At 67.6% G+C, this 25,623-nt stretch carries 24 protein-coding genes and 2 pseudogenes; 19 read left to right on the top strand and 7 right to left on the bottom strand.

The features are described 5' to 3' along the window. From HG543_RS30860 to HG543_RS30870, 3 genes and pseudogenes are all read left to right on the top strand, one after another. Positions 1-872 (top strand): annotated as a pseudogene (locus HG543_RS30860) (hypothetical protein); the annotation flags it as partial. 257 nt (positions 873-1,129) lie between these two features. Further along, positions 1,130-2,788 carry a DUF1592 domain-containing protein gene (locus tag HG543_RS30865; RefSeq protein WP_343073476.1) on the top strand — a complete coding sequence of 553 codons (1,659 nt, stop codon included), beginning with the start codon at positions 1,130-1,132 and terminating at the stop codon, positions 2,786-2,788. Beyond that, on the top strand, positions 2,785-4,209 hold the full coding sequence (locus HG543_RS30870; RefSeq protein WP_169348490.1) for a DUF1552 domain-containing protein: 1,425 nt from the start codon (positions 2,785-2,787) through the stop codon (positions 4,207-4,209). Before HG543_RS30865 ends, HG543_RS30870 begins: the two co-directional genes overlap by 4 nt. A 77-nt stretch (positions 4,210-4,286) precedes the next feature. Here the strand turns inward: HG543_RS30870 and HG543_RS30875 are convergent, their stop codons facing one another. Both HG543_RS30875 and HG543_RS30880 read right to left on the bottom strand, forming a co-directional pair. Next, entirely contained in the window at positions 4,287-4,622 is a 336-nt protein-coding gene (locus HG543_RS30875) for a putative quinol monooxygenase (protein ID WP_169348491.1), read from the bottom strand. Between the two features lie 199 nt (positions 4,623-4,821). Next, positions 4,822-4,953, bottom strand: a pseudogene (locus HG543_RS30880) (IS5/IS1182 family transposase); the annotation flags it as partial. A 123-nt stretch (positions 4,954-5,076) separates the two neighbouring features. Between HG543_RS30880 and HG543_RS30885 the strand changes: the two are divergent. From HG543_RS30885 to HG543_RS30900, 4 genes are read left to right on the top strand one after another with little or no spacing between them, the layout of a single operon-like run. After that, positions 5,077-5,391 (top strand): nuclease A inhibitor family protein, encoded by a 315-nt coding sequence (locus HG543_RS30885; protein WP_169348492.1) that lies wholly within the window; start codon positions 5,077-5,079, stop codon positions 5,389-5,391. Then, the gene (locus tag HG543_RS54630) at positions 5,348-5,722 is read left to right on the top strand and encodes a glutathione binding-like protein (protein ID WP_343073474.1); all 375 of its coding nucleotides are present in this window, start codon (positions 5,348-5,350) and stop codon (positions 5,720-5,722) included. Before HG543_RS30885 ends, HG543_RS54630 begins: the two co-directional genes overlap by 44 nt. Positions 5,723-5,757: 35 nt before the next feature. After that, positions 5,758-6,657, top strand: coding sequence for an AHH domain-containing protein (locus HG543_RS30895; protein WP_169348493.1), 900 nt, complete (start codon positions 5,758-5,760; stop codon positions 6,655-6,657). Between the two features lie 16 nt (positions 6,658-6,673). Then, on the top strand, positions 6,674-7,240 hold the full coding sequence (locus HG543_RS30900) for an imm11 family protein (protein ID WP_169348494.1): 567 nt from the start codon (positions 6,674-6,676) through the stop codon (positions 7,238-7,240). A gap of 38 nt (positions 7,241-7,278) precedes the next feature. On the opposite strand, the gene HG543_RS30905 is transcribed toward HG543_RS30900, so the two are convergent. Then, entirely contained in the window at positions 7,279-8,346 is a 1,068-nt protein-coding gene (locus HG543_RS30905; RefSeq protein WP_343073475.1) for a beta-ketoacyl synthase N-terminal-like domain-containing protein, read from the bottom strand. Between the two features lie 211 nt (positions 8,347-8,557). On the opposite strand from HG543_RS30905, the gene HG543_RS30910 reads away from it, so the two are divergent. The 5 genes from HG543_RS30910 (at position 8,558) to HG543_RS30930 (ending at position 12,952) form a co-directional block, all read left to right on the top strand. Beyond that, on the top strand, positions 8,558-9,085 hold the full coding sequence (locus tag HG543_RS30910) for a DUF6484 domain-containing protein (RefSeq protein WP_169348495.1): 528 nt from the start codon (positions 8,558-8,560) through the stop codon (positions 9,083-9,085). A gap of 10 nt (positions 9,086-9,095) precedes the next feature. After that, positions 9,096-10,388: a TIGR02270 family protein gene (locus HG543_RS30915; protein WP_169348496.1), complete on the top strand. Its 1,293-nt coding sequence runs from the start codon at positions 9,096-9,098 to the stop codon at positions 10,386-10,388. Between the two features lie 13 nt (positions 10,389-10,401). Continuing rightward, positions 10,402-11,427 carry a DUF2169 family type VI secretion system accessory protein gene (locus HG543_RS30920; protein WP_169348497.1) on the top strand — a complete coding sequence of 342 codons (1,026 nt, stop codon included), beginning with the start codon at positions 10,402-10,404 and terminating at the stop codon, positions 11,425-11,427. A 35-nt stretch (positions 11,428-11,462) separates the two neighbouring features. Further along, a complete protein-coding gene (locus HG543_RS30925; protein ID WP_169348498.1) occupies positions 11,463-11,846 on the top strand; it encodes a DUF4150 domain-containing protein in 384 nt (127 codons plus the stop codon). 365 nt (positions 11,847-12,211) lie between these two features. Next, positions 12,212-12,952: a Crp/Fnr family transcriptional regulator gene (locus HG543_RS30930; protein WP_169348499.1), complete on the top strand. Its 741-nt coding sequence runs from the start codon at positions 12,212-12,214 to the stop codon at positions 12,950-12,952. A gap of 87 nt (positions 12,953-13,039) precedes the next feature. Here the strand turns inward: HG543_RS30930 and HG543_RS30935 are convergent, their stop codons facing one another. Beyond that, positions 13,040-13,585, bottom strand: coding sequence for a CHAP domain-containing protein (locus HG543_RS30935; RefSeq protein ID WP_169348500.1), 546 nt, complete (start codon positions 13,583-13,585; stop codon positions 13,040-13,042). Between the two features lie 71 nt (positions 13,586-13,656). Next, positions 13,657-14,436 (bottom strand): endonuclease/exonuclease/phosphatase family protein, encoded by a 780-nt coding sequence (locus HG543_RS30940; RefSeq protein WP_169348501.1) that lies wholly within the window; start codon positions 14,434-14,436, stop codon positions 13,657-13,659. Between the two features lie 502 nt (positions 14,437-14,938). On the opposite strand from HG543_RS30940, the gene HG543_RS30945 reads away from it, so the two are divergent. Then, positions 14,939-15,721, top strand: coding sequence for a hypothetical protein (locus HG543_RS30945; protein WP_246357419.1), 783 nt, complete (start codon positions 14,939-14,941; stop codon positions 15,719-15,721). Between the two features lie 221 nt (positions 15,722-15,942). On the opposite strand, the gene HG543_RS30950 is transcribed toward HG543_RS30945, so the two are convergent. Further along, positions 15,943-16,326, bottom strand: coding sequence for a hypothetical protein (locus HG543_RS30950; RefSeq protein WP_169348503.1), 384 nt, complete (start codon positions 16,324-16,326; stop codon positions 15,943-15,945). A 77-nt stretch (positions 16,327-16,403) separates the two neighbouring features. Between HG543_RS30950 and HG543_RS30955 the strand changes: the two genes are divergently transcribed. The 3 genes from HG543_RS30955 to HG543_RS30965 all read left to right on the top strand — a co-directional run bounded on the left by HG543_RS30955 (position 16,404) and on the right by HG543_RS30965 (position 20,462). Then, positions 16,404-16,589, top strand: a complete 186-nt coding sequence (locus tag HG543_RS30955) for a hypothetical protein (RefSeq protein WP_169348504.1) — start codon at positions 16,404-16,406, stop codon at positions 16,587-16,589. Between the two features lie 165 nt (positions 16,590-16,754). Beyond that, on the top strand, positions 16,755-18,149 hold the full coding sequence (locus HG543_RS30960) for a phosphatidylinositol-specific phospholipase C domain-containing protein (protein WP_169348505.1): 1,395 nt from the start codon (positions 16,755-16,757) through the stop codon (positions 18,147-18,149). Positions 18,150-18,281: 132 nt separating this feature from the next. Continuing rightward, a complete protein-coding gene (locus HG543_RS30965; RefSeq protein WP_169348506.1) occupies positions 18,282-20,462 on the top strand; it encodes a sensor histidine kinase in 2,181 nt (726 codons plus the stop codon). 27 nt (positions 20,463-20,489) lie between these two features. Here HG543_RS30965 and HG543_RS30970 read toward each other — a convergent pair whose 3' ends face one another. Beyond that, positions 20,490-20,900, bottom strand: coding sequence for a RidA family protein (locus HG543_RS30970; RefSeq protein ID WP_169348507.1), 411 nt, complete (start codon positions 20,898-20,900; stop codon positions 20,490-20,492). 104 nt (positions 20,901-21,004) lie between these two features. Between HG543_RS30970 and HG543_RS30975 the strand changes: the two genes are divergently transcribed. The 3 genes from HG543_RS30975 to HG543_RS30985 all read left to right on the top strand — a co-directional run bounded on the left by HG543_RS30975 (position 21,005) and on the right by HG543_RS30985 (position 25,515). Beyond that, positions 21,005-21,910: a LysR family transcriptional regulator gene (locus HG543_RS30975; RefSeq protein WP_169348508.1), complete on the top strand. Its 906-nt coding sequence runs from the start codon at positions 21,005-21,007 to the stop codon at positions 21,908-21,910. Between the two features lie 15 nt (positions 21,911-21,925). Continuing rightward, positions 21,926-24,328 carry a carboxypeptidase-like regulatory domain-containing protein gene (locus HG543_RS30980; RefSeq protein WP_169348509.1) on the top strand — a complete coding sequence of 801 codons (2,403 nt, stop codon included), beginning with the start codon at positions 21,926-21,928 and terminating at the stop codon, positions 24,326-24,328. A 338-nt stretch (positions 24,329-24,666) separates the two neighbouring features. Then, positions 24,667-25,515: a hypothetical protein gene (locus HG543_RS30985; RefSeq protein WP_169348510.1), complete on the top strand. Its 849-nt coding sequence runs from the start codon at positions 24,667-24,669 to the stop codon at positions 25,513-25,515. Positions 25,516-25,623: the final 108 nt, after the last annotated feature.

Here is a 25,623-nt window from a genome sequence, read left to right on the forward strand (position 1 = left end):
CCGTCACCCCTTCCGCCCCCGAGCCCGAGCCGGAGGTCGAGACCCCGGCTCCCATCGCGGAGGCCACGCGTCCGCCGGTGGTGAAGCCGCCTCCGCCCACCCCGAAGAAGGAGGAAGCGCCGGTGAAGGCCGAGGTGGAGGCGGACAGCCCGCGTCCCCAGGACGGGCGACTGCTGGAGGTGCTGCTGTCCGGACAGGGCCTCTTCCGCCGCTTCAACTTCTCGGATGACCGCGCTGGCTCGCTGCCCAACTACAACCTCAACCATGCCGCGGCGGCGAGCCTCTCGGTGGGCTACTTCCCGCTCTCCCACTTCACGGATGGGATGGTGCGCAACCTGGGGCTGGTGGTGCGGGGCTCGCGCACCTTCGGGCTGTCCACGCAGACCCCGGATGGGACGGAGTACGGCACCACCGCGCAGATGATCGAGGGAGGCCTGCGCTTCCGCCTGCCACTTCAGTGGCTGGAGCTGTCCATGGGGGCCCTGTACGGCACCCACTCCTTCGCGGTGGAGCTCCCGCCGGAGAGCACCCTGGCCCTGCCGGACGTGGACTACCGCTTCGCGCAAGTGGAGCTGGGTCTGTACAAGGCGCTCACGGAGCGGTGGGCCATCGCGGCGCGGGTGGGCTACCAGCACGTGCTGAGCGGCGGCGAGATCTCCTCGGACAGCTTCTTCCCGGAGCTGAGCGGCTCCGGGCTGAATGGCGAGCTGGCGGTGGAGTTCGCCCTGACGCGAATGCTGGGCCTGCGGCTCGGTGGCGAGATGCGGCGCTACTCCCTCAGCACCAACGCCGCCGAAGGGGCCCCTGTCTTCGCGGGCGGCGCCGTGGACCAGTACTTCAGCGGAAACCTCGGCATGTACCTGCGGCTCTAGTCACGGCGCCATCTGAGGGGGGCTGTCCCCCACGCCTGTGGCGCCTTCCCCACACCCGGTTGCACTTGTGACACGAGTTTCCAGTATCCGTGTCGGCGGGCCATTTGACCGATGCCCGTATGAGACACGGATACATTGACAGGAAAGCGCCATCCATCCGATTGGTATGACTTCCAATCATGGAGGCGCTCGTGCCGAGTACGCGGACCCAACGGTTGTCACGAGAGCCAGCGGGGCGAGGACGGTGGTTGCGGCCGGTGCTGCTCGGCCTGGCCCTGGGTGGGATTGCTGGCTGCGAGGGAACGATTCATGACCCGGAGCGGCCCGGTGGCCCCGGGACTCCGGGAGGGCCCGGCCCCACCGTCGTCGAGAAGCCGGCGCGGTCCGTGCGCATGGCGCGCCTGACGCACGCGCAGTGGTCCAGCACGGTGAAGGAATTGCTCCGGCTGGACGCGCCGCCCACGGCCCTGGCGGAAGGCTTCCGCGCGGACCCCGCCCAGAGCGGCTTCCTCTTCGACAACGACGCGCGCGCCCTCTCCGTCGACGAGGCCCTCTGGGGCGCCTACCAGCGCGCGGCCGCGGAGCTGGCCGGCCAGGTGACGACGAGCGCGGCGAAGCTCGCGCGCATCCTGCCGGCGTCCACCGCCTCCGCCGAGGAGCGCGCCCGCGCCTTCGTGGAGTCCTTCGGCCTGCGCGCGCACCGGCGCCCGCTGACGTCCGAGGAGGTGGAGGGCTACCTCGCGCTGTACCGCAAGGGGCCCCAGGCCTACGCGGACATGCCGGCGTTCGAGGGCGGCATCCGGCTCGTGCTGGAGGCCTTCCTCCAGTCGCCCCACTTCCTCTACCGCGTGGAGCGCAGCACGGAGGCGCGGCAGGAGCGCGTGCCGCTCGATGACTACGAGGTGGCCTCGCGGCTGAGCTACGGCCTCTGGGGCGCCATGCCGGACGACGCCCTGTTCACCGCCGCGAGCGAGGGCACCCTGCACTCGCGCGAGGGCGTGGCCACGCAGGCGCGGCGCATGCTCCAGGACGCGCGCGCGAAGCACGTGGTGGAGGCCTTCCACCGCACCCTCTTCGACGTGCCCCGCTACGCCACCATCCGGCCCTCGCCCACGCGCTTCCCGGAGGTGACCCAGCGCTTCCCGGAGTATGCCGCCCGGGAGAACACGCTCTTCGTCCAGGACGTCGTCTTCGCCCGCCAGGGCCGCTACAGCGACCTGCTCACCTCGCCGTCCACCTTCGTCAATGACGAGCTGGCGCGCGTGTACGGGCTGAGCGGGACGTTCACCGCGGACTTCGTCCCCGTGACGCTGAACTCGCGCGAGCGCAAGGGCGTGCTCACCCAGGTGGGCTTCCTGGCCTCGCATGCGACGTCGGCGGACCCGGACCCCATCCACCGCGGCGTCTTCCTGTCCGAGCGCATCCTCTGCCGGAAGATTGGCGCGCCGCCGGCCAACATCCCGCCGCTCCCCGCACCCGCGGGCCGGACCAACCGCGAGGTCGTCGCCTCGCACACCGAGGCCCCGGGCACGGCGTGCGCCAGCTGCCACTCGAACCTCATCAACCCGCTCGGCTTCCCCTTCGAGAACTTCGACGCCATCGGCCGCTACCGCACCACGGACAACGGCCACCCGGTGAACGCCAGCGCGTCCCCCCTCATCGGGGACGACAATGTGCAGGTGCGCGACGCGCTCGACCTGGCGGATGCGCTCGCGGAGGATGCGTCGGTGCATGCGTGCTACGCGCGGCACTGGGTGGAGTACCTCCACGGGCGCCCGTTCGCCGAGGAGGACGGGCCGCTGGTGGAGCGGCTCGGAAAGCTGTCGAAGGAAGGTGGGCTGTCCATCGTCGACCTCGTCGTGGAGGTCGTCACCAGCGAGGGCTTCGTGAACCGCCACCCGGAGGAGCTGCCATGAAGCTGAGTCGCCGGCTGATGTTGAAGGGCGTGGGCGGGGCCATGCTGGGCCTGCCGCTGCTCGAGAGCCTGATGCCGAGGGTCGCCCACGCGGCGGACTCGGGGGCGCTGCCGTACGCCATCTTCTTCCGTCAGGGCAATGGCGTGGCCGCGGCACAGAATACGAGCGAGCTCGGCGCCGAGCCGGAGCGCTTCTGGCCGCGCACGCTGGGCGCGCTCACCGCGGAGAGCCTGTCCGGGCGGGCCTTGGGCGTGCTCACGGAGCACCGCTCCCGGCTGCTGGTGGTGCGCAACATCAACATGCGGGACTACAACTACGGGGACGGCCACGCCCGGGGTGCCCTGCAGGGGATGACGGCGCGAGGCCCCGTGGTGGAGGGCGCGGGCGGCGGCTCCGAGGCGGCGGGCGAGTCGCTGGACCACCGCATCGGCCGCGTGCTCAACCCGCAGCAGCGTGACTCGCTATTCTTCTACGCGGGCCGGCGCGGCGGCTGGCTCGGCGGCCCGTGCATCTCCTACCGGAGCAGCGGGGTGCGCAAGGCCGCGCTGCATGACCCGTGGGCCGCGTACCAGACGATGATTGGCGGCCCGGGCGGCCTGACGCCCGAGGCGCGCGAGCAGCTCCTCGTCCGGCAGCGGAGCGTGAACGACCTGGTGAAGGCCCAGCTCCAGCAGCTCCAGAAGCGCCCGGAGCTGAGCTCGTCCGACCGCCAGCGGTTGGATTTGCACCTGTCCAACGTGCGGGACTTGGAGGTGGCCCTGAGCTGCCGCATGCGCGCGGACCAGGAGCTTCTCCTCCAGCAGCAGGCGCCCGGCTATGACAGCACGATGGGCGACGAGGTGCTCGCCACGGCGAAGCTGCACATGGACATCGCCGTGCTGGCGGTGGCGTGCGGCACCACCCGCGCGGCCGTCATCCAGGTGGGCAACGGCAACGACGGCGACACGCGCTACCGCGACCCGACGACGAATCAGTTGATGGAGAACTTCCACTACGTTTCCCACCGGCGCACGTCGCACGACTCCAGCGGCGGCATCATCACCGGCTCGGACCTGCTGCACCACCAGGTGGACCTGCAGTTCGCGAGCGCCTTCAAGTACCTCCTGGACCGGCTGGCGGCCTACCAGATGCCGGACGGCAAGCGGCTCATCGAGCACGGCGTGTCCGTCTGGTACAACGACCTGGGCAACGGGCCGGCCCACTCGGCGCGCAACATCCCCTACGTCCTGGCCGGGAGCTGCAATGGCTTCCTCAAGCAGGGCGTCTACGTCGAGGCGTCGGGCGGCGGCAACCCCAACCACAACCGGCTGCTGAACACGATTGGCAGCGCGGTGGGACTGCGAAACGCGGCCGGAGGGAATCTGGACGACTTCGGCGACCCGGCGCTGCCCAAGGGCGTGCTGTCCGAGCTCATCGCCTGAGCAGGGACTCGCGGTCTGCTCCAGTGCTCAGCGCTGGAGCAGACCACCGGGCGGGCGATACTCGACGGAGTCACACGTCACAACGGCACATTGACCGCGACTCCCTCGCGGCCGGAGATCCACTCGCGCAAGTACGGGTTGAGCTCTCCGAAGAATGACACCGATACCAGCTCAGCCACCGCGAAGACCTCGCGGAGCAGTGAAGCCACATGGTTGTTATGCGTTTCGGCCGCGTCGGCGTCGACGTACTCCTCGATTATCGAATAATGACCGGGCTTCTGCGTGGTGAACCACTGGTAGCGCAACGTTCCCGGCTCGGTGGCGGCGGCGGATGCCAATGCTCGCGCCACCCGCACGAACTCTGCCTCTCCGCCGGTCCGTGCTCTGAACTCACATAGCACCAGAAGACTCATACGATTCTCCTACGCAGACTGCGCTTTGAGGGCCGGTTTCGCCGTACCCCTCGGCAGGTTTGAAGTCGTCCAATAACCTGCTGCGCGCCGCGGGGCGAGCAGGAGTTGTCAGCCAGGCCCCACGGTCAAGAGTCCTGCCCGTCAGTGCTCTTCGGTGGACGGAAGATGCCTTCGCCTGTTTCGGTAGGAGCGCGTGGCATCAGGCGATGATGCCCGACGCGAGGTGCAGCATCCCCAAGTAGGTGTCCTCGCGCTTCTCCCAGCGTACCAGCAGTCGGCGGAATCGATCGAGCCAGGAGTGCCCGCGTTCCGCCATCCACAGACGCGCCCGGGACTCGATATCCCGCCGCCGACATACGTGCAACATGGCGGAGCCTGGGGCCTCGTGACGAGCGTCGGGGAGGTGACGCCGGAGGCGGTGGTGAAGTGACTCTCGGCCCAACATGACGAGCACATGGATGTGCTCTTCCAGGACCAGCCCCTGCCGCGACTGGGCGCGAGGGCGGTGGAGGTGAAGGAGGCGGGCAAGTTCCTGCACAACCGCGAGCAGATCTTGGAGCCGGATGCTCCCGAGTCGGTGGAGCCCGGGCGGAAGTGGAGCCTCATCCCCGATGCGCTGGAGCAGAACCTTCAGGAGCTGCGGGGCATCCGTTTTGGCGAGCCCCACCCTCACTACGACACCGTCGATGGGCAGGTCTCCGTCTTCGTCGTGGGCCGCACACAGGATGGCGCCCTGGCGGACATCGTCACCGGCTCGGTGGAGACCTGAGCGCGGCGCATCGACACAGTGGATACGACTCGACGTCCTGGAGCTCCGCCTCGGCCGCCTGGAGTCGGTGGTGGCTGGGCGCGACTGGCTGGCGGGCGGCTTCTCCGTCGCCGACATCCTGATGGCCGACGTGCTGCGGCTGGTGGACCGGTTCGACGGACTGGCGACGCACCGGTCTTCGAGCACGCTCACCCGGTCGGTGCCCACCAGCAGCAGCCAGTGCCCGCGGAGTCTGTTCATGTCCGGCGGCAAGGGGAGCATCCGCGCTGAGCCGAACACCCGACTGGGAGAGCCCCTCCATCCCTGGACTGACGAGCCTCAAGAGCGGTAGATAATCGCCGTGTACTCGGAAGGAGGGTTGGTTCCATGGAGATGGGTGAAATCATCGCGATGCCCCCGCCTCACATCGCGGAAAAATGCCCGTTCTGCCCCCCGCCGAAGGATGAAGACTTCGTCAGCCACCCAGGCGCAAAGGCCTCGGGGACGACGCTCGCGCAGATCATGGTGAGCCCAGAAGACTTGGTATCCAAGCAAGCGGGAGCAAGGCCAAAGGATGGAGGAGCGGAGCGACAGGCAAAACCGTCAGCAAAGCCCAAGCCCAATCCACCGTTGTCGCATCCAACGTTTGGCCCCTACTCGTATGAGGCCCATCATCTGATCCCCGGCAAGCAAGATCTGCTCAAGAATGAAGGGGATCAGAAGGTGCTGGACGGCCACCCCATCGAGAAATGGCTATGCAAGGGGCCGAACATCAAGAAGGACACAGGCTACTCCATCAACAACTCGGATAACGGTGTCTGGCTCGCCTCTGCTCCAGAAAGCGTCAAGAAGCTTCGCGGGCGCAGCCCGGCACGCCCTTGGGAGCGTGAGGATCACCCCTCTCCTCATCCGAACGCGCTGACGCAGGCCGAGAAGAACGAAATCGCCGACTTCGCCATGGAATCGGCCGGGCAGTTCCACTACGGCAAGCATGCAATCACCGATGAGGCGGGCTCCGCAGCCAGCTACCCGAAGGTCGTGCACACTCGTCTGACCCAGCTCAATGACCGAATCACGGCTTGGTCCAAGGAATGCCCGCTGTGTGGCAAGAAGCCATCAAATCCACCGTATGATCCCTCGTGGAAGGTGAATGAAATGATGGACCTCATCTCCATGTGGATCCAGATGGAAATCCAGATGTCTGGCCCTCAGTCCTGGACGTATTTCATATCGTCGCACGCCATGCGGCGGAGCAAGGCCGTTCAAAAGAAGGTCAAGTCATTCTGACCTGGTGGGTGCACGAATGTTCTACCGACTCGAGCCTGATATCTACGCGACCTCCGGGATCACCGAGGAGCCCTCACTTCCTGGATTTGGCACCACATTCCTGGGGGGCGCACGGATCACCGAGCAACTCCCGCGCCCCCTCGTCTTTGCGTCGAACTTCACCCGCACCAAGCCACCGCGAGCTTTCGTCGGCTTGTCCATTCCGGTGTGGTCGTCCGAGCTCGTGGACCTGTTCCACCGGATCGGCGTGGACAACTTCGAGTGCTTCGAGGCGACCATCAAGGGACGGGAGCCAGGTGTGGAATGGAGTGGCTATTTCGCGGTCAACGTCCTTGGGTTGGTAGCCGCGGCTGATAGATCGAAATCCAAGTCTATTGAGATCACAAGCTCACCCAGCGGCATGCCTTTCGCCGGCTTCACCGAGCTCGTCCTGGACGCGAAGAAGGCGCGCCCGTTTGATCTGTTCCGGCTGGCGGAAAACACGGGGACGCTTCTGGTCAGCGAGCGTGTAGTCGAGGCGTTCCAGAACAACCCGCGTCCCGGCGGCTGGGGGGTCTCGGCAATCGAGGTGGAGGAAAGCTGAGCAGTCCCCCCGCGAGTCATCTCCCCCGGGTGAGTCTCTCATCCCCGACGCGCCCCCACTACGAGCGCGGCGGCACGGTCCTCTCGGTCCGATGACGACCACACGAGGATGGGCCCCTCCCGGTACCCTTTGTAGAGGCCCACTGCCGCCAGGCCCAGCATCGTCGTCGAGAGCGCCGCCCCCAAATCACCGGTGAATTCGACGGGATGTTCGACGCGCAGGGGCTCCTCGAAGCGTTGGCGATGGCGCAGGTACGCCACTCCCCACTCCTTTGCCCAGAAGTTCTCGCCATTGAGGCCGGCGTAGACACAACGGGTCTTCGGTATATCGGCGGGCACGCTTGCGAAGAGGTGATGAAAGGCCTGGGCCAGCCCCTCGCCTCGATAAGGCACCTCGCTGTACAGGTGGCCCTCTTCCCTGCCCAGGCCCACTCCGAGCAGGTGCGCCAGGGGAACGCGGTTCTCGTGTCGTGTTGCCCCGGGAACGCCGAGGAGCAGAAATGCCGCTCCTTCACCGGGAATGAGCCCATCGAATGCTCCGTCCACGAGCAGGCGGCCCTCCAGATCCAGATCGGCGAGCAGACGAAGGTCCAGATAGGTGTCCACGCCCCCCACCAGCGCGGTGCGGCAGCGACCGCTGCGCAACGCCTGGCACGCGCTCTCAACGGCCAGAAGCCCGCCGGCCCGTCCCTGTTGGAAGACACGGCTCTGCGGCAGGTGGAGCGCCACGTCGGCCTGCACTGCCAGTTGCTCGAGGATGCTGGCTCCGGCGGAGTCCTCCTGCTGTCCTGTTGACTCGGGCAGGGCAAGAAAGAGGGGGGCCGCCGCACTGCCAAGGCTTGCCTCCTTGAGCGCCTGCGTCGCCAGCCGCAGCATGCGCTGTTTGCGTGCCGGCATCAGGCTGCTGGCGATCCGAAGCTTCTCGGAAAGCGGTGGGAGGTGCGCCTCCTCCAGGAAACCCGCGCGTATGGACTTGAACTGCTTGTCCTGGATTGGAGACTCCCGAAGACGGGAGATGCCTGCCCGCACTGCCGCAGCTGTCGCGCTGGAGGTGAGGCCCACCGGCGTAGTCATTCCTACTGCCAGGATGTCTGCGATCTTTGCCACAAATCACTCGCATTTTCGCGGGGTTGAAGAGGAAATGTAGCGAAGATGGGCCACGTCAGCAGCCTTCCCTTCCCTCTCTCTACAAGCCTCTTCATCCGCTCGTGTGCGCCTCTCATCCTGGAGGATACCCGCAGGGTTCGTGATTTTCAGAGGGGGACCGTGAGAGAATGACGACCGTGAGCCGGGGCCGGGCCTGGAAAAGGAATTCGTCATGACCATTCCCTCGGAAAAACGCGCCGATGAGGCCAGGGAGAAGGTGCCGCTCGAGCGCATCTGGGGCAGCAGGCTGGGGTGGCTCACCGGCATGGATGCGGAGGGGCGCCTCCTGGTGGACTTCGGTGGAAACCCGGAGGGACCGCTGCCAGCGAAGCGCACGCTCCACCTGACACCGGAGCTGGTACGAAACGCCGTGGCCACCCGGCAAAGCGCCGTGCTGCTCTTCGAGGATGGCGACCCCCGGTTGCCGCTGGTCATCGGCCTGGAGCACGAGGCCAGCCCCACTCCTCTGCTCGACGCGATGCTGGAGGAAACCGGCACCACACCCGCGCCGGAGCCCACGGAGGCCCTCGTGGACGGACAACGGGTGGTGATCGAGGGGAAGGACGAAGTCGTCCTGCGGTGCGGTCAGGCCAGCATCACCCTGCGCCGCAATGGCAAGGTCGTCATCCGCAGCGTGTACGTAGAGACGCAGGCCTCAGGGGTCAATCGCATCAAGGGTGGTTCCGTCCAGGTGAACTGAGAGTGCCGCGATGATGGTCGACGTTTTCGAGGAGCACCTCGCCGAAGCCTCCTTCCTGTGGAGCCAGTGGGAGCAGGCCCTGGTCGCGCCCGACTTCACCCTGGACGAGGCCGCCGGGGTGGAGGAGCGGATGCTCGCGCACCTGGACGGACTATCGGGGGCGGGCGCTCTGGCCGTGGAGGCGCTGACTCCCTTGGTCAACGAGAGCGCGGACCCAGGCGAGGTCTTCGCCGCGACCTGGACGCTGCTCGCGCTTTCGCCGTCCGTCGCGCTAGAGGCGGTAAAGGCGCGGGCCGGCGAGGCGCCACCCCTGGTGGGAGCCGCGCTCCGCCGCGCCATGGAGCTGGCGGAGGACGCGGGCATGGAGGCGACCCTGGTCTCCTGGCTCACCACGTCCGAGCCGGTGCCCCGGGCGCTGGCGCTGGAGGTGCTGACCTTCAGGGGACGGGCGCCCGCGAACGTGGTGGTGGAGCTGCTGGGGCATCCGGAAGGCGCGGTGTCCGCGGCGGCGCTGCGAGCGCTCCGGCCCTCGTCGAAGGTGCCGCCCCCGAGGGAGCTGGAGGCGCTGCTGGGGGACACGCGTCCGGAGGTGCGTCGTGCTGCTTTCGAGGCCGGGCTGCTGTTCGGCATGCGGCAGGCCTGGGCAGCCAACGATGTGGACCCGGCCACCTGCACTGGCGCGCTCCGCAAGCAGGCGTGGGTGCTGCGGGCTCTGGTGGGCGAGGAGAAGGCCCTGGAGCGAATCATCGCCGCCTTGAAGGAAGAAGCCGCTCGCGAGGACGCGCTCTGGGCCCTGGGGTTCAGCGGGCGGCGGACCGCCGCGGACGCGTGCCTGGAGGCGATGGCGGGCCCGCCGCGCGTGGCCCGGCTGGCGGGTGAGGCCTTCAGTGCCATCACCGGGCTCCGGCTGGAGGAGCGCTACGCGCTTCCCGAAGAGGAGCCAGGGGACGCACTGCCGCCCCTGGAAGAAGAGGACCTGGACGCGGACCTGTCGCTCCACCCGGAGGACGCGCTGCCCCGGCCCGCGCCCACGGAGATCGCGCGTTGGTGGCAGACGGTGCGCAAGGATTTCGCGCCGAGCTCACGGTACCTCGGAGGACACCCCTTCACCGGCGCGGGGCTGCTGGAGGCGCTGTCCCAGGGCCCCATGCGGCGGCGGCACGTGCATGCGCAGGAACTGCTACTGCGGACGCAGGGGGCACAGGCGGTGCAGGTGCGGGCATTCTCCGCGAGGCAGCGGGATGAGCTGGCCCGGGCCTCTGCCATCCGCGAGCGCCTGCCCGCGTGGGCCTTCGGCGCCTGAGAGGACAGAGGACATGCTCCAGGTTCGCAACGATACCCCCTTCGCGCCCGGCATGTTCCTGTTCCCCGACGCGCAGGGCGTGGACACGCTCTACGTGGTGCTGAAGGCGACGTTCCTGCTGAAGGAGGGCCAGCTCCGCGTCGCGGAAAAGCAGGAGCCGGTGGTCGTCGCGGACAGGTACCGGGGCGAGCCCGGCCAGTCGAGCCTGAAGGCCGCGAGCGAGGCGCACCTGCTGAAGCCGGGCACGGATGTGCTGGTGGAGGGTGAAGCGCACGCGCCACAGGGTAGGCCCGTGGAGTCGTGCCTGGTGCAGGTGCGAGTGGGGCCGTTACGGCAGGCCATCCAAGTGTTCGGCGACAGGAAGTGGAAGGGCGGGCTGATGGCTCCTGGCATCTCATCGCCCGAACCCTTCGCGAAGATGCCACTCGTGTGGGAACGGGCCTTCGGTGGAGTGCACGCGGTGGAGAAGGAGCGGATGCTGGGCGAGGCGCGTAACCCGGTGGGACAGGGCTTCCGGGGAAAGCGCGGGGGCTCGGAGATGGCGGGGCACCCGCTGCCCAACCTGGAAAATCCGCGGCAGCTCATCCGCTCCATCTCCGACGCGCCCGCTCCGGTGGGCGTGGGGCCGGTGGCGCCTTCGTGGGAGCCGCGGAAGTCATATGCCGGTACCTACGACGAGGCCTGGCAGACTCGGCGCGCGCCGTACCTGCCGAGCGACTTCAAGGAGGAGTTCTTCCACGTGGCACCTCCGGAGCTGTGTGCGCTGGAGGGATTGAAGGGCGGTGATCCGGTGGAGCTGCTCAACCTGTCCCCCGAGGGCGCGCTGCGCTTCGCGCTGCCCCGCTGCGCGGTGGAGGCCACGGTGCGGATTGCCGGAAAGCCCGAGCGCCCCCAGCTCCGACTGGAGACGGTGCACCTGACACCGGCAGAGAGGCGGCTGTGCCTGACGTGGCGGGGCGCGGTGCCGTGTGACAAGCGGTCCTTGAGGGTGGAGGAGGTGCGCTTCCAGGTGTTGTCGCTGGAAAGCGTGGATGCGTGAGCCGGGTATGTTCCTAGCGTACTGACGGAGGCGTGATGAGCACGAAGGTATTCGCCAATGGACGCGGTATTTCCAGCGAGGATAGCGGGGGGCAGAGCGTCGTCTTCCCGGACGTGTGCAAGACGCCCAGCCCGGGAGGGCCGGTGCCGCTGCCCTATCCCAATATGGGTATGTCCTCGGACGCGTCGAAGGGGCCGAAGAAGGTCACCGTCAACGGGAAGATGCCCATGGTGAAGGGCGCCCAGTACAAGACGAGTTCGGGCGACGAGGCGGGCACCGCCGGTGGCGGCGTGATGAGCAGTTCCACAAAGGGCCCGGCGGAGTTCATGATGTATTCCTTCGACGTGAAGTTCGAAGGCAAGAACGTGTGTCGGCTGGGGGACCCGCTCTTCCACAATAAGAAGAACATCATGGGTTGAACGCCATGACGGGCGTCCCGCTCAAGGTCATCCAGGAGCCGATTGGGAGTAGCGGTGATGGGGCCTTGGCAAAGGCACTCTGTGCCCCGTCCACGTCGTCGGCCATGGCCTCACCTGCCCGCCGCGGAGGTGGAGGCCCTGGCATCCGAGGCCGTCGAGGTGGCCTCGGCGCGCGCAAGCCTGTGACATGAGCCCATCCCCCGCCGGGTGGGCGCGCCATTCCCGACATCCGACCTCGGCGCCTCCTCGCTGGTCCCTTCAGATTTTCCAAGACGCCGGCCGCGCGCGGGCCTCTACCCATCTAGAGGCCCAGTCGCGCTCCCCTCGCGCGAGTGGTTCCTGGAACCGGGCGAAGGGACACAATCATGAGCTGGCGCTCCCTGGAGACCTGCCACCCGCTGACGCGTGCCCGCCTGGAGCAGGCGGCCCTTCCGCTCAGCCTGCCAGCCGGAGACGCGCTGCTCACCACTGGCGGTGCGAGCGAGCACGTCTTCTTCCTCTCCCACGGTGTGGTGCGGGTCTTCCACGCGCTGTCCGAGGACAGCCAGTTCACCGTGCAGCTGCTCCGGGCACCGAGCGCCTTCGGAGTGCTGGAGGTGCTCCACGGGCTGCCCTGGGCCGTCTCGGTGGAGGCGCTCACGCCCCTGAAGGGCCTCCGGGTGCCCGCGGACACCTTCCGGGCCGAGCTCTCCGGGGACCATGGCCTCACCCGAGGCGTGCTGGACGAGGTGGCGTCCCAGCTCGAGAGCACCCTGCGCGCCAGCCGGGCCCTGGGCTTCGAGGGCTGTGAGCACCGGCTGTTCCGCGTGCTGCTGGAGTACGCGGAGCACTTCGGCCGCCCGAGCGCCGAGGGGCTCGTCATCCGCTACCCGCTGTCCCGCCACAGGCTGGCCCTGGAGATTGGCGCCGCCCGGCGCAGCGTGGACCGGGCCCTGGCGGGTCTGGCGGCCGACAAGCTGCTGTCGCTGTCGCCCAAGGGCTGGCAGGTGCTGCATGACCCCGAGCGCCTGCGCGACCGGCTGCGCTCGGAGACCGCGGGACGCGCGGCCGGGCGCCGCCGGACGGGGGACTGCCCGGCGGCGGCGGTTTCGCCCCCCGCGCCTTGAGGGGTGCTGGGGAGTTCCCTCTCCCCCTGCTCCACGGTGTGACGGCTGGGGAGGAGCTGCCCTCCCCGGCCACCCGTCACGATGGGATTAGATCGGGCCCGCGCAGCTGGCGGTGTGGACGCCGCGGGGGCACCAGAAGCCGCGGATGTTCAGGCCGTCCTTGCTGCCATCCCGCGCGGTGCAGTAGCTGCCGCCCCAGTTGGACTCGTGGATGTAGATGCGGTTGGGGTTCGGGGCGAAGTCCACCCGGTTGACGTAGGCGACGTGCCCGGCGGGGTTCGAGCTCGCGATGACGGCCACGCAGCTCGCGTGGGCGTGGTTGCTGTTGATGATGTTGAGCTTGTCCTGCCAGGTCCACAGCCCGGTCGGCAGGCCGGGCGCCCGGCACCGCGCGTAGGTCGTGCACTGGTCATCACAGTAGGGTGCGCACGGACCGTCGAACGCCGCGGCGCTCACGTTGTCCTCCTCATCCTCGTGCGCATGGCCGTCATGCTCCGAAGGCGCGGAGACCTCCGGCTGAGCGGGGACCTCCGTGGCGGTCTCCTGGGAGGCCTCGGTGCCGCCACAGCCGGCGGCGACCAGGGCCAGGGTGAGAAGGGACAGCGGGAACAGCTTCGTGGGCAAACGCAGCATGGGTACGACTCCTTGGGGGTGATGGGGACTGCATGAGCGGCGCGGCCGTGTGGGCCCGCGCCGCAGGGGAGCTACGGCGCGGGCACGGTGATGGTCATCTTCACCGGCCGGTGGTCACTGCCGGTCTGCGGCAGGTGGTGCAGGTCGCGGGTGCCGATGGCCTCGGACACGTAGAAGCCGTCGATACGCTGGCCCGCGTCGGGGCCGCGCGGCTTCAGGCCGGTGCGGCCGCCAATGTTGTTCGGGTCCTCATCGACCACCTTGTTCCAGTCCGCGCCCAGGACCAGCATCTTGTCGCTGCGGTTCGCGAAGGACACGACGCTGTCCGCCATGGTGTCGTAGGGGCCGCCGGGACCGGTCTGGCAGCGCGCCGGGGGCATGTGCAGCGACGCGAGGCGGACCCAGCGGCCGTTGAGCAACTGGACGTCCACGCGGGCAATCCACCGGGTCATGATGCCGCAGGGGTCGCTGTCGGTCCCCTTCACCAGATTCAGATCGGTGGCGGATTGCACCGCCGACCTGCGGATGACCACGGCGCTGCCCTGCCGGTCCTCGGACGAGGTGTCCTGACGCACGATCCACGCGTCACCCAGGATGTTGCGCAGGTTGACGTTCTTGGCCTCCTGGACGAACACGATGTCGGCCTCGGGGCCGATGATGTTCCAGTCGCTGCGGACCCCGGCATCACCGCGGAAGGCGAGGTTGGCCGTCACCACCCGCAGCTCCGAGGAGGCCAGCAGCGACGTTTCCCGAGAGGGCGCCTGCTGGACGCTGGCGACCGCGGCGCCGGAGGCCACCAGCATCGCGAGGGCCGCACCCGCGAGGGTGGCGAGTCTCTTCATCAGCTTCATGGCTTCTCCTGGACTGTCGAGAAAGGCGACCGAACACGTCAGCACCCACTCAATGGAGGCCCAGGAATACGAGCGCGTCTCAACAGCCCCAAGGGCCCCCCGCACCGGTTGCGACATTTGGCGCGGGGGAGCTCTGGCAGGCTTGAATTACAATTGACTTCTCGAGGTCAGGCATGCGGCGCCCAAGCAGCGGGGGCCCTTCGCCGAGCACATATTTCTCCATGCGGGCATGCGCAGGAAAAGAACCGGCTGCCTGGAGCCGCGCCGCGTCACGCGGCCGTAACGGAAAGCGACACACGCGGGGGCGGGGTTGTGACGTGGGACGCTACGCGCGGAGGCCTTCCCGGGCGTCCCTTTCGTGCTTTCGCAGGGGAGCGGGGGGTCATTCCACACGGCTCGGGTGGTGCATCGCGCTCCGCTGCCCGGAAGCCGAGGCTCGGCCTCCCGCGCGCTTCACTCCCGGGTGATGAGCGAACCCCCATCAACGAGGCAAGACATGCACATGAAGATGGCAGGTCGTCTGTTGGCGGCCACGCTCCTGAGCCTGGCCGCGGGTTGCCAGGGTGAGAGCGATGGCACGCAGGATGCGCCCCTGAAGGCCCAGGAGGCGAAGGCGGAAGCACAGTGCGTCGAGCGGTTCGACGGCATCCAGAGCTGCGCGACGGGCAACGCGAAGGTCACCGCGTCCGAGAAGGGCGTGGAGGTCTCCGGCATCAGCGACCCGAAGACGGACGGCGTCTCCAGCAACTTCGAGGGCGCCATCGGCTGGTCGCAGCAGGCGTCCATCGTCGTCGGCAAGAGCCGGACTCCGTTCTCCCTGACGGCGCGCGACGGAGACCAGGCGGTCAGCACGCTGAACGTCGCTCCCGGCAGGGAGCCGAACCAGCTCGCCCTGCTGCCGAACTTCACCGGCACGCCGGGAGGCTCGCAGTACCGGGTGAACGTGTACAATGACGGCCAGCTCGTGGGGTCCACCAGCTATGAGCCTCAGCGCTACATCATCATCATCATCATCATCCACTGGTGGTGGTGGTGGGACTTCCACAACTGGCGCGCGATCAGCCCGAACCACCCCATCCGCGACGGCGCCTGCGTGTGGCGCATGAACGCGGGTGACGGCGCCTTCAGCGTGCTCATCGACGGCAAGGAAGTCCGGGGCAACCAGCTCGAGCTCGTCGAGGAGATTGGCGACGGCCACTACCCGTACACGAGCTTCTCCGGCATCGACGTAGCGGGCCCGACGGGTGACTTCACCATCCTGAACGAGACCATCAGCCGCGAGTAGTCACCGCGACGGCCTGTCCCCATGACAGGCTCCGCGCCTGTCGGGAGTCCCACTCCCCGCCCGGCGCGGTTTCCGTCCTGCACGACGATGCGCTCGCACGACCGGCTACCCGGCCCGGAGCTTCGCCAGAGGATTGACGAGCTCCCGGACACTGGCCGTGTCGATGACCCGGGCCAGCCACCCCGCATGAGGAGTGGCTGGCCCGTTCGTTCATACTCGCGTCAGCCGCCGGTGACGATGGCCGTACCGCACGCGTACGGATTGCCACTGGGGCCGTTCTGCCGGCAGGCCACGATCTTGACCCGCGCGCCCTCGCGGACGATGTCCACGTTGTTGCTCTCGTGGGTGCCATCCCCGGAGCCGACGTAGACGCGCCGGAAGGCCCTCCACGACCCGTCCGCTTGCTGGACCTCGATCCAGCCGACGACGCCCTCGTTGTCGGCATCCATGTCGTACACGGTGTAGATGTCGCCGTTGTCGTCGAAGTGGGTCCTGCCTGCGATGTCTCCCGCGTCCGAGGTGTATGCCGTGCCGTCGGCTGCGAAAGCAGTGGCGCTGCACATCAGACCGGCAACGACCGCAACCCGGATGATCATGCCCTTCATCGTGCACCTCCTGGTTTACCGATGAGCGAGCGCTGCCAGCGGCCTGAGCCCCCCGCGCCCAGCCGTGAGCCTAGAGGATGCAGACAATCATTACCATGGAAAACAAGATTATACCTTTTTTATGGATATTTATTATTATATGGATCTCCCTGCATGACGCACCACCGGGCACGATCGCCACCTCGTCCGGTGGCGCATCGTCCCATCGCGTCCAGCACGTCGGCGAGGAGAAGGGCTACACGGACTATCCGATGCTGCGCTGAGCCAGGGGTGTCCCATGCGCCCCAGGGCTGCTGACGCGTGCCACACGGGCCGCGCGCCGCGTCGAGTGAAGCCCTTCACAGCGCCAGCCGGCGGTATTCGCGATCCTCCGTTGTGCAAGAGAACCAGGGAGCTTCCCTGCCGTGCTCGTGCCTTGGAGAGCGCTCATGCTGTCGAACTTCCGTCGTCCCCTTCCTCCGCTTCTGCTCCTGCTTCTCGCCCTGCTCGTTCCGGCGCAGCGCGCCGCCGCGCAGAGTCAGTCCTACAACTCGGGAGCCTCGATTCCGACGTATCACCCTGACTGGATGCGCTGGGTCCCCGATTCGACCAGTCTGGCCGCGCTCTCACTTCCGGGCACTCACGACACCATGGCCAATGACACCGAGTGGTACGTCTCGGGAGTCGAGCGCTCCTGGGTTCTGGCCCAGAGCGTGGAACTGCGCCCTCAACTCGATGCTGGCATCCGTGTCCTGGACATCCGTGCCCGCCATGTCGGTGATCGCTTCACCATGCACCATGGGGCCTATTACCTCAGGGCCAACTTCGATGATGTCCTGGCAACGGCCGTGCAGTTCCTGCGGGAGCGCCCATCCGAGACCCTCCTGATGCGCATCAAGCAGGAACACTCCGAGGAGAACTCCACACGCTCTTTCGCCGCGACCTTCGATTGGTATCGAAACGCGTCTGCCTACTCCAGCTTCATCTGGCGCCAGAGCTACATTCCGTCCCTGGGAGAGGTGCGAGGCAAGATCGTCATCCTCGATGACTTCTCGAATGGCCAATACGGCATCCCGTGGAGCAGCCTCAACCTTCAGGATGTGTGGGACGCATCGAACCCAGGCAGCAAGTGGGAGCTGGTACGCAATCAACTCACGGCAAGCAACGGGGGCGCTCCCAACGCCATGTATGTCAACTTCCTGAGCGCCTCCAGTTTCTTCTATTACAATCCCAGCGACTTCGCCCAATCCGTCAATGCCTCCACCTTGAACTACCTGGCGGCTGGCAACGTGCAACGCACCGGGGTGATGATGATGGACTTCCCCGGCGCGGCGTTGATCGACACCCTCGTGACCCGGAACTCCCCCTATATCCCCTACACGCTGCCTCTCCGCGGTGGCAGTGGGGGCGCCCCGACCAGCAGCGAATGCCCCCCTGGGGCCGTGGCGGTGGGCGTCCACGGCCGCGCCGGACAGTACATAGACAGGCTTGGCCTCGTGTGCCGGTACGTGAACAGCGATGGGAGTCTTGGCTCCTACCATTACGCCAGCGCCCAAGGTGGAGATGGAGGTTCCTACTTCGAACGTACTTGCTTCAGCGGCATGGTCATCGTGGGTTTCCATGGCCGCAGCGGTGCCTACGTCGATGGGCTGGGAATGCATTGCGCGAGGCCCGCGACCTGGAACATCGGCTACGGGGTTGACTCCAGTCCGTGGCTGGCGGGGGGAAACGGCGGCGCCTCCTTCTCCGACCTGTGCAGGAACGGCTCCATGGTCACCCGGCTCAGACTGCGAACGTGGAGCCTTGTCGATCAGATGCAGCCCCTCTGCGCCAGGCTCCAATAACGTCTTCCCTGCCCGCACAGCTCGCCAGCCATGAGGGCCCGGAATCGTGAGGTTCCGGGCCCTTCACCACGGGGTGGTGTTGCGTCTCGGATACCGTCTCCAGGCAGGCGGCGGCTTCCAGGAAGGTACAGCATGGCGGACCGCGCATCATGTGGCACCCTCCCTCTCGGGGCCGTGCTCGATCCCTGGGTGAAGCGCCTGGGGAGCCCCAAGGCCATCGCGCTCTTTCTGTGCTTCATCCACATGTCAGCCGCCTTGGCGGCTCCACCGGATGTCGTGGTGGAGGGCACCCGGGACATCTGGTACGCCGGGGAGCACATGTTCGTGCTGGAGGACGCGTCAGGGACACTGACCATCGAGGATGTGTCCCGGGCCGACTTCGCACATCGCTTCACTCCCTCGCCAGAGGCGCAGCCCAAGTACGGCTTTTCTCGCAGCGTCTACTGGGCACGCTTCTCCTATCTCAAGAAGGACCGGGTTCCGGAACGACGCTGGTTCCTGGCGGTGAGGGACCCGAACCTGGAACATGTGGACGTCTACTTTCAGCGGCCAGACGGGTCTTTTGACGTCCGGCGTGCCGGGGTGCTGGTTCCCTGGGCAAAGCGGGAAATCGCTCACCGCGACCCTGTCTTCAACCTGCCCGAGACCCCCACGGAACCGATCACCGTCTACATCCGCGTTCAGACCTCATCCATCGTGGCGATACCCGCGGCAATCCTGACGAGCGACAGGCTGATACAAGAGAACGCGGATCGGTTCATTCCGTGGTGGATCTATGTCGGCATCGTCGTCAGCATGGTGCTGTTCAACGCCATCCTGTACTTCTTCCTGAAGGACCGGACATATCTCTACTATATTATCTATATCATTTCCCTCGGGTCTTTTGTCGGGCTGGCCTTCAAGGCAGTCGGTCATACCTACTTTCCCGAATCTGGCCCCTTGTGGGCACGGCTCTGGCCGTTTTTCGGGCATCTGGCATGCCTCTTCGGCGCGCTGTTCGCACGCGCATTCCTGCATATCCGCAGAGCGGCTCCCAGGCTGGACCGGCTGGTGTGTGTATTGGCGACGATCAGCGGAATCTCCGCGCCCCTGGCGCTCTTCCTACCGGCTCGCGTATCACAAATCACGCTGAGCGCCCTGGCGCTGGTGTATGGCCCGCTGATGTTCATCATGCCCGCCATTGTCTGGAGGCGTGGCTTCCAGCCGGCGCGCTTCTTCCTCGCGGGCTGGTGCATGCTCGGGGTGGCAGGTGTTTTCGTCCCCTGCGTCAATCAGGGATGGGTGCCCAACAACATCTTCACCCAGCACGTCATGCTGACGGGATCGGCCGTGGAAATGATTCTCTTCGCGCTTGCGCTGGCGAATCGAATCAATGAAGCCAAGAAGGAGAGCGAGATCGCCAGGCGGCATGCGCTCGAAGGTGAGATCCATCGACTGCGGAACATCGAACTCCGGCAGGCCAACGAGGAGATCCTCCGGAAGCAGGACCAGTTGATCCAGGCCGAGAAGATGGCGTCGATGTGGCAGCTTACGGCGGGAGTCGCGCACGAAATCAAGAACCCACTCAATCTCGTCAACAACTTCTCGCTCTCCTTGGTCGAGACGATGGATGAGCTGTTGCAAGAGCTCAAGAGCCTGCCAGCGGACAACCAGGCGGCCCTGGAGTCACTTGCCAGCGATTGCAAACTGGTGGCCCGGAAGATTGCCGAGCATGGAGGACGCGCGGACGGAATTGTCCGCGGCATGCTGGAGCATGCGACCATGCGGCCGGGAGAGCGGTGCATGACAGACCTCAACCGGCTCATCGAAGAGCACCTCGGGCTCTTCCACGAGGGCACCTTGAGCCGGCGGCCCGGCGTCCAGGTCTCGGTCGAGAGAGACCTGGCTCCTGGCGTGTCCCCAGTTGAAGTCATCCCCCACGAACTGGGGCGCGTGCTGCTCAATCTCCTGAACAATGCCTTCTATGCCGTCGGCGAGCAGCACGAGCGCGCGCCTGGCGGATATGTCCCGACCATCCGCATCTCCACCCGTGGAAGGGACGGCCATGTGGAGATTCGCATCGAGGACAACGGGACCGGTATTCCCGCCGCGGCGCGTGAACGGATTTTTGAGCCCTTCTTCACGACCAAGCCACCTGGAGAAGGGGTCGGGCTCGGGCTGTCGCTCAGTTACGGCATCGTCACCAAGCGGCATGGGGGCACGCTGGGGTTTGAGAGCACCGAGAACAAGGGAACCACCTTCGTCATGACCCTGCCCCTTCGCCCCTCGCAGGCGCTCCCTGGCACAGGAGGAGCGCAGGCGCGGGGCGGCTGAGGCGTGGGGCGCGGGTTGCCGCGTGGGTCAGTCCACGACGGCGGTGGCTTCGATCTCCACGAGGACGCCCGGCTCGAAGAGCACGGAGACTCCGATCAGCGAGGCAGGCGCTGGCGCGAGCTTCAGCTCCTCGGCGACCTGTTCGATGCCCGCGAGGAAGTCGGTGATCATCTCCCGCTTCCAGTCCACCACGTAGAACGTGAGTCGGACGACGTCGCTGAACGTCGCCCCGGCGGCCGCGAGGCCGGTGGCGACGTTGCGCAGGGACTGCGCCACCTGCCCCGCCAGGTCACCCGGTGCGACGAGCTGTCCATTCGCGTCGTACGCGACCTGCCCCGCGATGTGCACCTGTCGGGTGCCCGTGGCAATCGCCACCTGGCGGTATCGGAACGCGTCGGTATTCGGGAGTCCGGCGGGGTTGATGAGGGTCACGGGCATGGATGGGCTCCAGTTGGAGGTGAATTCCGCGCTCGTATACCGCCCCCATTGTCGAACGGCGTTCCCCTCTCCGGCGACGCGGGAGCTACAATCGACAGCCCTCGATGAAACGCGCCCAGCTGGATGAGATCTTCGCCTTCATGTCCGTCGTGGACGCGGGCAGCTTCGTGGGCGGCGGCCGGGCCATCGGCCTGACGCGCTCGGCGGCGGGCAAGGCCCTGGCCCGGCTGGAGTCCCGCCTCGGGGTGCGCCTGCTCAATCGCACGACGCGCCACCTGAGCCTCACCGACGATGGCCGGGTCTTCCATGAGCATTGCCTGCAAGTGGTGGCGGCCCTGGACGAAGCGGAAGCCAGCGTCGGGCAGCGCACGGGCACCCCGCGGGGAGTTCTGCGGCTCACCGTGCCCGACGCATTCGGCAGGCTCCATGTCCTGCCCCTGCTGCGGGACTATCTGCGGACCTGGCCCGAGGTGCAGGCGGAGGTGAGCTTCACCGATCGCGCCGCGGATATCATCGAGGAGGGCTACGACCTGGCCGTGCGCATCAATGCGTCCAGCACCGATACGCGCCTGGTGTCCCGGCTCGTGGCTCAACACCGGGCGGTCATCTGCGCCGCGCCCTCCTACCTCGCGGCCCACGGCAGGCCCGAGACGCTGGAGGAACTCGCGACGCATGACTGCCTGATCTTCAGCAGCCGCACGCGACGACAGAGCTGGCGTCTGCGCCCGAAGGGCGGCTCCTGGGTGAAGGTGGAGGGGCGAAGCCGCCTGCGTCTCGACAGTGGCGAGGCGCTCCGGGACGCCGCTGTCGCGGGGCTGGGCATCGCCGCGCTTCCCGGCTTCCTGGTCGACGAAGACCTGGCGAGCGGGCGACTCGAGGCGCTGCTGCCGTCCTTCGAAAGGGAGGCCGTCCGCATCATGGCGATCTACCCGAGCAAACGTCACCTGCCGGCGAAGGTGCGGCGCTTCATCGACCTGATGGTCGAGCGATGGAACGCGGATTCGACCTGAGCCATGGTGCGACGGATGCGTTCTTCGCGAGAGGCACTGAAAGTCCTCCTGCTCGTCTCGGCCCTGGGGCTCTCGTGGGCCGCGTGCTCCCACGCCGGGCCTGCGCCGGAGGCCAGAGTCCCTTCACGGGGACCGGAGACCTGCTCCACCGAGGTCCGCCGGGCCGAGGTGCTCCTGCGGGTGGTGGACACGCAGGGCCGCCCCATCCCGGGGGCGAGCGTCGCCCTCAATCCGCCCATGCTCATGGCCCACGGGCCCGCGCCCTCCGAGAGCCAGGACGGGCTGCTGACGGACGCGGCCGGAGAGCTCCGCCTCACGCCGCGCGTGGACTCGGACATCCCTCCCTTCATCATCATCAACGCGGAAGGATACCGGGACGCGACCTGGAGCCTGGACCTCCTCCCCGGAGAGCAGCGGCGGGTGGACGTGAGGCTGACGCCGTCCGTCGCCATCTCCGGCCGCGTCGTGGACGTCCGGGGCCAGCCGCTACCGGGCGCGGAGGTGATGGGCCACGGGGTGACTTTCTACTGGGGCGAAATGCGGACCACGGCCGACGCCGAGGGACGTTTCTCCCTGTCGGGGCTCCCCCCGGGGCCAGTCGCGTTGAGGGTGTCCCTCGGAGGCCAGGCGCCCAACGACATGGAAGTCGTCGCGCCCCGGTCCGACGTCGAGCTCGTATGGAAGACGTCGACGTTGAGCGTGGAGGTCCGTGATGCGCGGGGGCAGCCCCTGCCCGGGGTCCTGCTCGGTGTGCAGGACGCTTCCGCTCTGGGCCTGCCGATGTGGATGGGCGCGCCTCGGACGGATGCCCGGGGAAAAGCGGAGCTCGGTCCCCTTCCTCCGGGCCCGCATCGCGTCCAGGCCCTCTGGGCGCGGCCGGGCTTCCAGTGGGTCACCTCCCAGGAGGTGGTCCTCGCCCCCAACCAGGGTCACTCCGTCGTGCTCTCGTTCGAGGGCAGCCGCGTCCGCCCGCCCCTCACCGGCAGGGTGACCGATGCGGAGGGCCGCCCTTTGCGGGACGTGGAGATTCTGGCCACGCCCGTGACGAGCCCCGACCCCGGCAGCCTCCGGGAGCTGCTCCTGTCCGAGACCCCGGACGAGGAGCAGAGCCGGGCCCGCAGCGACGCCCAGGGACGCTTCACCCTGGAGGGCCTGCGCGAGGGGCCGGTGCGCATAAGGGCCATGGAGGGCAGTGAGTCATTCGAGGAGTCCCCACCCGTGGAGGTTCCTCCCGGGCACGACACGGTGGCCCTGCTGCTGCCGCGCCGGAGCACACTCCAGGGCGAGGTGGTGGACCCGGAGGGAAGGCCCGTCACGAACCTCCGCTTCCGCGTCAACGACGAGCACGTCGACAGTCCCACGGGCCGGTTCGAGGGCATCATCGTGCCCTCGGGGCGCGTCACCCTCGCCGTCATCGCGGAAGGCTTCGCGGTGGAGCGGCGCACCGTCCAGGTCCCGGCGCGAAAGGCGTTCCGCCTCACCGAGCCCATCGTCCTCCAGCCGGGCCGCGAGGTGAGCGGGCGCGTCGTGAAGGACGATGGCTGCACGCCCATTGCCGGGGCCGTCGTCATGCTCGACCGGGAGGCCCCTCCCCGAGATTCCAGGATGGACCCCCTGACCACGCGGACGGATGCGGAGGGCCGCTTCACGCTGAGCCGCCTCGAGCGGGAACCCCTGGTCCTCCGCGTCGACAAGCGGCCGCCCGCGCGCTCCGGCCCGCCGGGTCAGATACCCATGGTGCGCGTGCCCGTGGCGGCCGACGAGGACTCGGTGACGGTGCGCTTCGGTCCCGAGGCCAGCGTTACCGGCGTGGTGACGGACGGTGAGGGACGGCCCGTGGCCGGCGCGGATCTGGGCAGCGATTGCACGTCGTTCTACCAGCCGGTCGATGCCACGGGGCGCTTCGTGCTGCACGGGCTGGAGGGCGGCAGGGAGTGCGTCCTCCACGTCGATGTGTCACGGGCGGAACGGGCGGCCGAGCACTCTCCTCCGCCGCTCGTCTTCACGCCCCGGCGTGTCGTGCTGCCCAAGCGAGGCACCCTGCGCGTGGACCTGACCGCGCGCGAGGGGCCGGCCTCGCTGAGAGTCCGGCTGCCGCGAAAGGACGTGAGTGCGTTCCTGCTGGAGGGAGCGGTCCCCAGGCCATCGACGTGGGAGAAGACCCGTCACCTGTTGATGGGCGCGCTGACGCCCGACCCGCGCTCCCGCCTGTCGCGGTCTCCGGACGCGCCCCATGACGCGCGGATGGAGGCCGTGTTCAGCCAGCTCTCCCCGGGCCACTACACGCTGCTCGTGACGCGGGACGGGTCCGAAGGCTCCGATGTGGCGGTGGTGCATCTGCCCGTGACGCTCGATGGGCCGGGAGCGAAGCAGGTGGAGGTGGACTTCTCCACGGCGCGCACCCTCGCGGCCGAGTAGCGCAGGAGCGAGACTACCGGGAAGCCACGAGACGAACGCCACCCCCGCTTCACGTTTACACCTGCAACGTGAGGACAGAAGCAAGGCGTGTTCGCGAGCTGCCTCCCACGAAACTCGGGAGCTGGACGCGTCGACAATAGAGCGGGCCAGCTCCATTCGAGCTGAAGCTGAGCCTGCCGGAAGGAACCGCACGCATGCCGCGACGACTCGTGTTGATGCTCCTTGGAGTGTTGGCGTCCTGCACCACCACTCCCGGCCCCAGCGCCGTTTCCGGGAACCCCGCGCCGGAGCCCGGCCGTCCGCTCTCGCTACCGGTCCTGTTCAGCGAGAATCGCATCTTGGTAAAGCCCGTGACTCGCGACGGGCAGACGCTGACGTTCTACACGGACACCGGGGGAGGTCTCTTCATCCAGCCGGACCTCGTGACGCGACTGGAACTGCAACGGATCTCCCGAAAGGGAGACAGTGACCGAGTCCTGGACTGGGTGCGGCTTCCCGACTTCCGGCCCGACGCCTGGATACCGGGGCCCGACTGGACCGAGGGCCGGCTTGTCGTGGCGCCGGAGGTCCAGGACCGGTCAGTCTATGGGGATGGGATGCTCGGTCAGGCCTGGTTCGCGGGCCGGGTCTGGACGTTCGACTATCCCGCCGGAAAGCTGTGGCTGCGCGCCGCGGGAGACCTTCCAGAGGTGGCGCCTCCGCACCGGGTGACGCTGGGGTTCCCCGCAGATTCGGAAGGAAAGCGGGAGACGAACTACCCGCGCATCCAGGTCCGGGTGGACGGAGAGACGCTCGACCTGCTCTTCGACACGGGAGCGATGCTGACGCTCACGGAGTCCGCCAGCAAGGTGCTCGCGGATGGCCGGCCGGCGGACCGCGCCACGAGCTTCATCACCCGCTCCACCTACGAGCGCTGGCACCAGCGTCACCCGGACTGGCGGGTCATCGAGGATGGAGACACCCTTATTCCAGGCTCGGCCCTCATCGAGGTTCCCCGCATCGAAGTCGCGGGCCATGAGGTCGGCCCCGTCTGGTTCACCACCCGGCCCGACCCGAACTTCCGTGAGTTCATGTCGCAGTACATGGACAAGCCCATCGAGGGAGCCCTGGGAGGCAATGCGCTGAAGTTCTTTCGGGTGACGGTCGACTACGTCCAGGCCGTGGCCGTCTTCGAGCGCGCGCCCTGAGCAGGCCGGGCTGGGCAGCCGACCGCTCACCGTCATCCGGGAGCCGGTGACGGCGAGCGGCTCCCTCCTCCCATCGCGGCGAGGTGAAGTGGCCCCATGGCCCCGCCC

The sequence above is a fragment of the Pyxidicoccus fallax genome, assembly GCF_012933655.1.
GTDB classification, from domain to species: Bacteria; Myxococcota; Myxococcia; order Myxococcales; family Myxococcaceae; genus Myxococcus; species Myxococcus fallax.

Coding starts and splice junctions, on each gene's coding strand:
- HG543_RS30940 (WP_169348501.1), bottom strand. CDS start 14,436: ATGAAGCTGATGAAGAGACTCGCCACCCTCGCGGGTGCGGCCCTCGCG.
- HG543_RS30960 (WP_169348505.1), top strand. CDS start 16,755: ATGCTGTCGAACTTCCGTCGTCCCCTTCCTCCGCTTCTGCTCCTGCTT.
- HG543_RS30945 (WP_246357419.1), top strand. CDS start 14,939: ATGAAGATGGCAGGTCGTCTGTTGGCGGCCACGCTCCTGAGCCTGGCC.
- HG543_RS30950 (WP_169348503.1), bottom strand. CDS start 16,326: ATGAAGGGCATGATCATCCGGGTTGCGGTCGTTGCCGGTCTGATGTGC.
- HG543_RS30895 (WP_169348493.1), top strand. CDS start 5,758: ATGGAGATGGGTGAAATCATCGCGATGCCCCCGCCTCACATCGCGGAA.
- HG543_RS30955 (WP_169348504.1), top strand. CDS start 16,404: ATGCAGACAATCATTACCATGGAAAACAAGATTATACCTTTTTTATGG.
- HG543_RS30965 (WP_169348506.1), top strand. CDS start 18,282: ATGGCGGACCGCGCATCATGTGGCACCCTCCCTCTCGGGGCCGTGCTC.
- HG543_RS30975 (WP_169348508.1), top strand. CDS start 21,005: ATGAAACGCGCCCAGCTGGATGAGATCTTCGCCTTCATGTCCGTCGTG.
- HG543_RS30930 (WP_169348499.1), top strand. CDS start 12,212: ATGAGCTGGCGCTCCCTGGAGACCTGCCACCCGCTGACGCGTGCCCGC.
- HG543_RS30875 (WP_169348491.1), bottom strand. CDS start 4,622: ATGAGTCTTCTGGTGCTATGTGAGTTCAGAGCACGGACCGGCGGAGAG.
- HG543_RS30870 (WP_169348490.1), top strand. CDS start 2,785: ATGAAGCTGAGTCGCCGGCTGATGTTGAAGGGCGTGGGCGGGGCCATG.
- HG543_RS30900 (WP_169348494.1), top strand. CDS start 6,674: ATGTTCTACCGACTCGAGCCTGATATCTACGCGACCTCCGGGATCACC.
- HG543_RS30920 (WP_169348497.1), top strand. CDS start 10,402: ATGCTCCAGGTTCGCAACGATACCCCCTTCGCGCCCGGCATGTTCCTG.
- HG543_RS30910 (WP_169348495.1), top strand. CDS start 8,558: ATGACCATTCCCTCGGAAAAACGCGCCGATGAGGCCAGGGAGAAGGTG.
- HG543_RS30885 (WP_169348492.1), top strand. CDS start 5,077: ATGGATGTGCTCTTCCAGGACCAGCCCCTGCCGCGACTGGGCGCGAGG.
- HG543_RS30925 (WP_169348498.1), top strand. CDS start 11,463: ATGAGCACGAAGGTATTCGCCAATGGACGCGGTATTTCCAGCGAGGAT.
- HG543_RS30980 (WP_169348509.1), top strand. CDS start 21,926: ATGCGTTCTTCGCGAGAGGCACTGAAAGTCCTCCTGCTCGTCTCGGCC.
- HG543_RS30970 (WP_169348507.1), bottom strand. CDS start 20,900: ATGCCCGTGACCCTCATCAACCCCGCCGGACTCCCGAATACCGACGCG.
- HG543_RS30935 (WP_169348500.1), bottom strand. CDS start 13,585: ATGCTGCGTTTGCCCACGAAGCTGTTCCCGCTGTCCCTTCTCACCCTG.
- HG543_RS54630 (WP_343073474.1), top strand. CDS start 5,348: ATGGCGCCCTGGCGGACATCGTCACCGGCTCGGTGGAGACCTGAGCGC.
- HG543_RS30915 (WP_169348496.1), top strand. CDS start 9,096: ATGATGGTCGACGTTTTCGAGGAGCACCTCGCCGAAGCCTCCTTCCTG.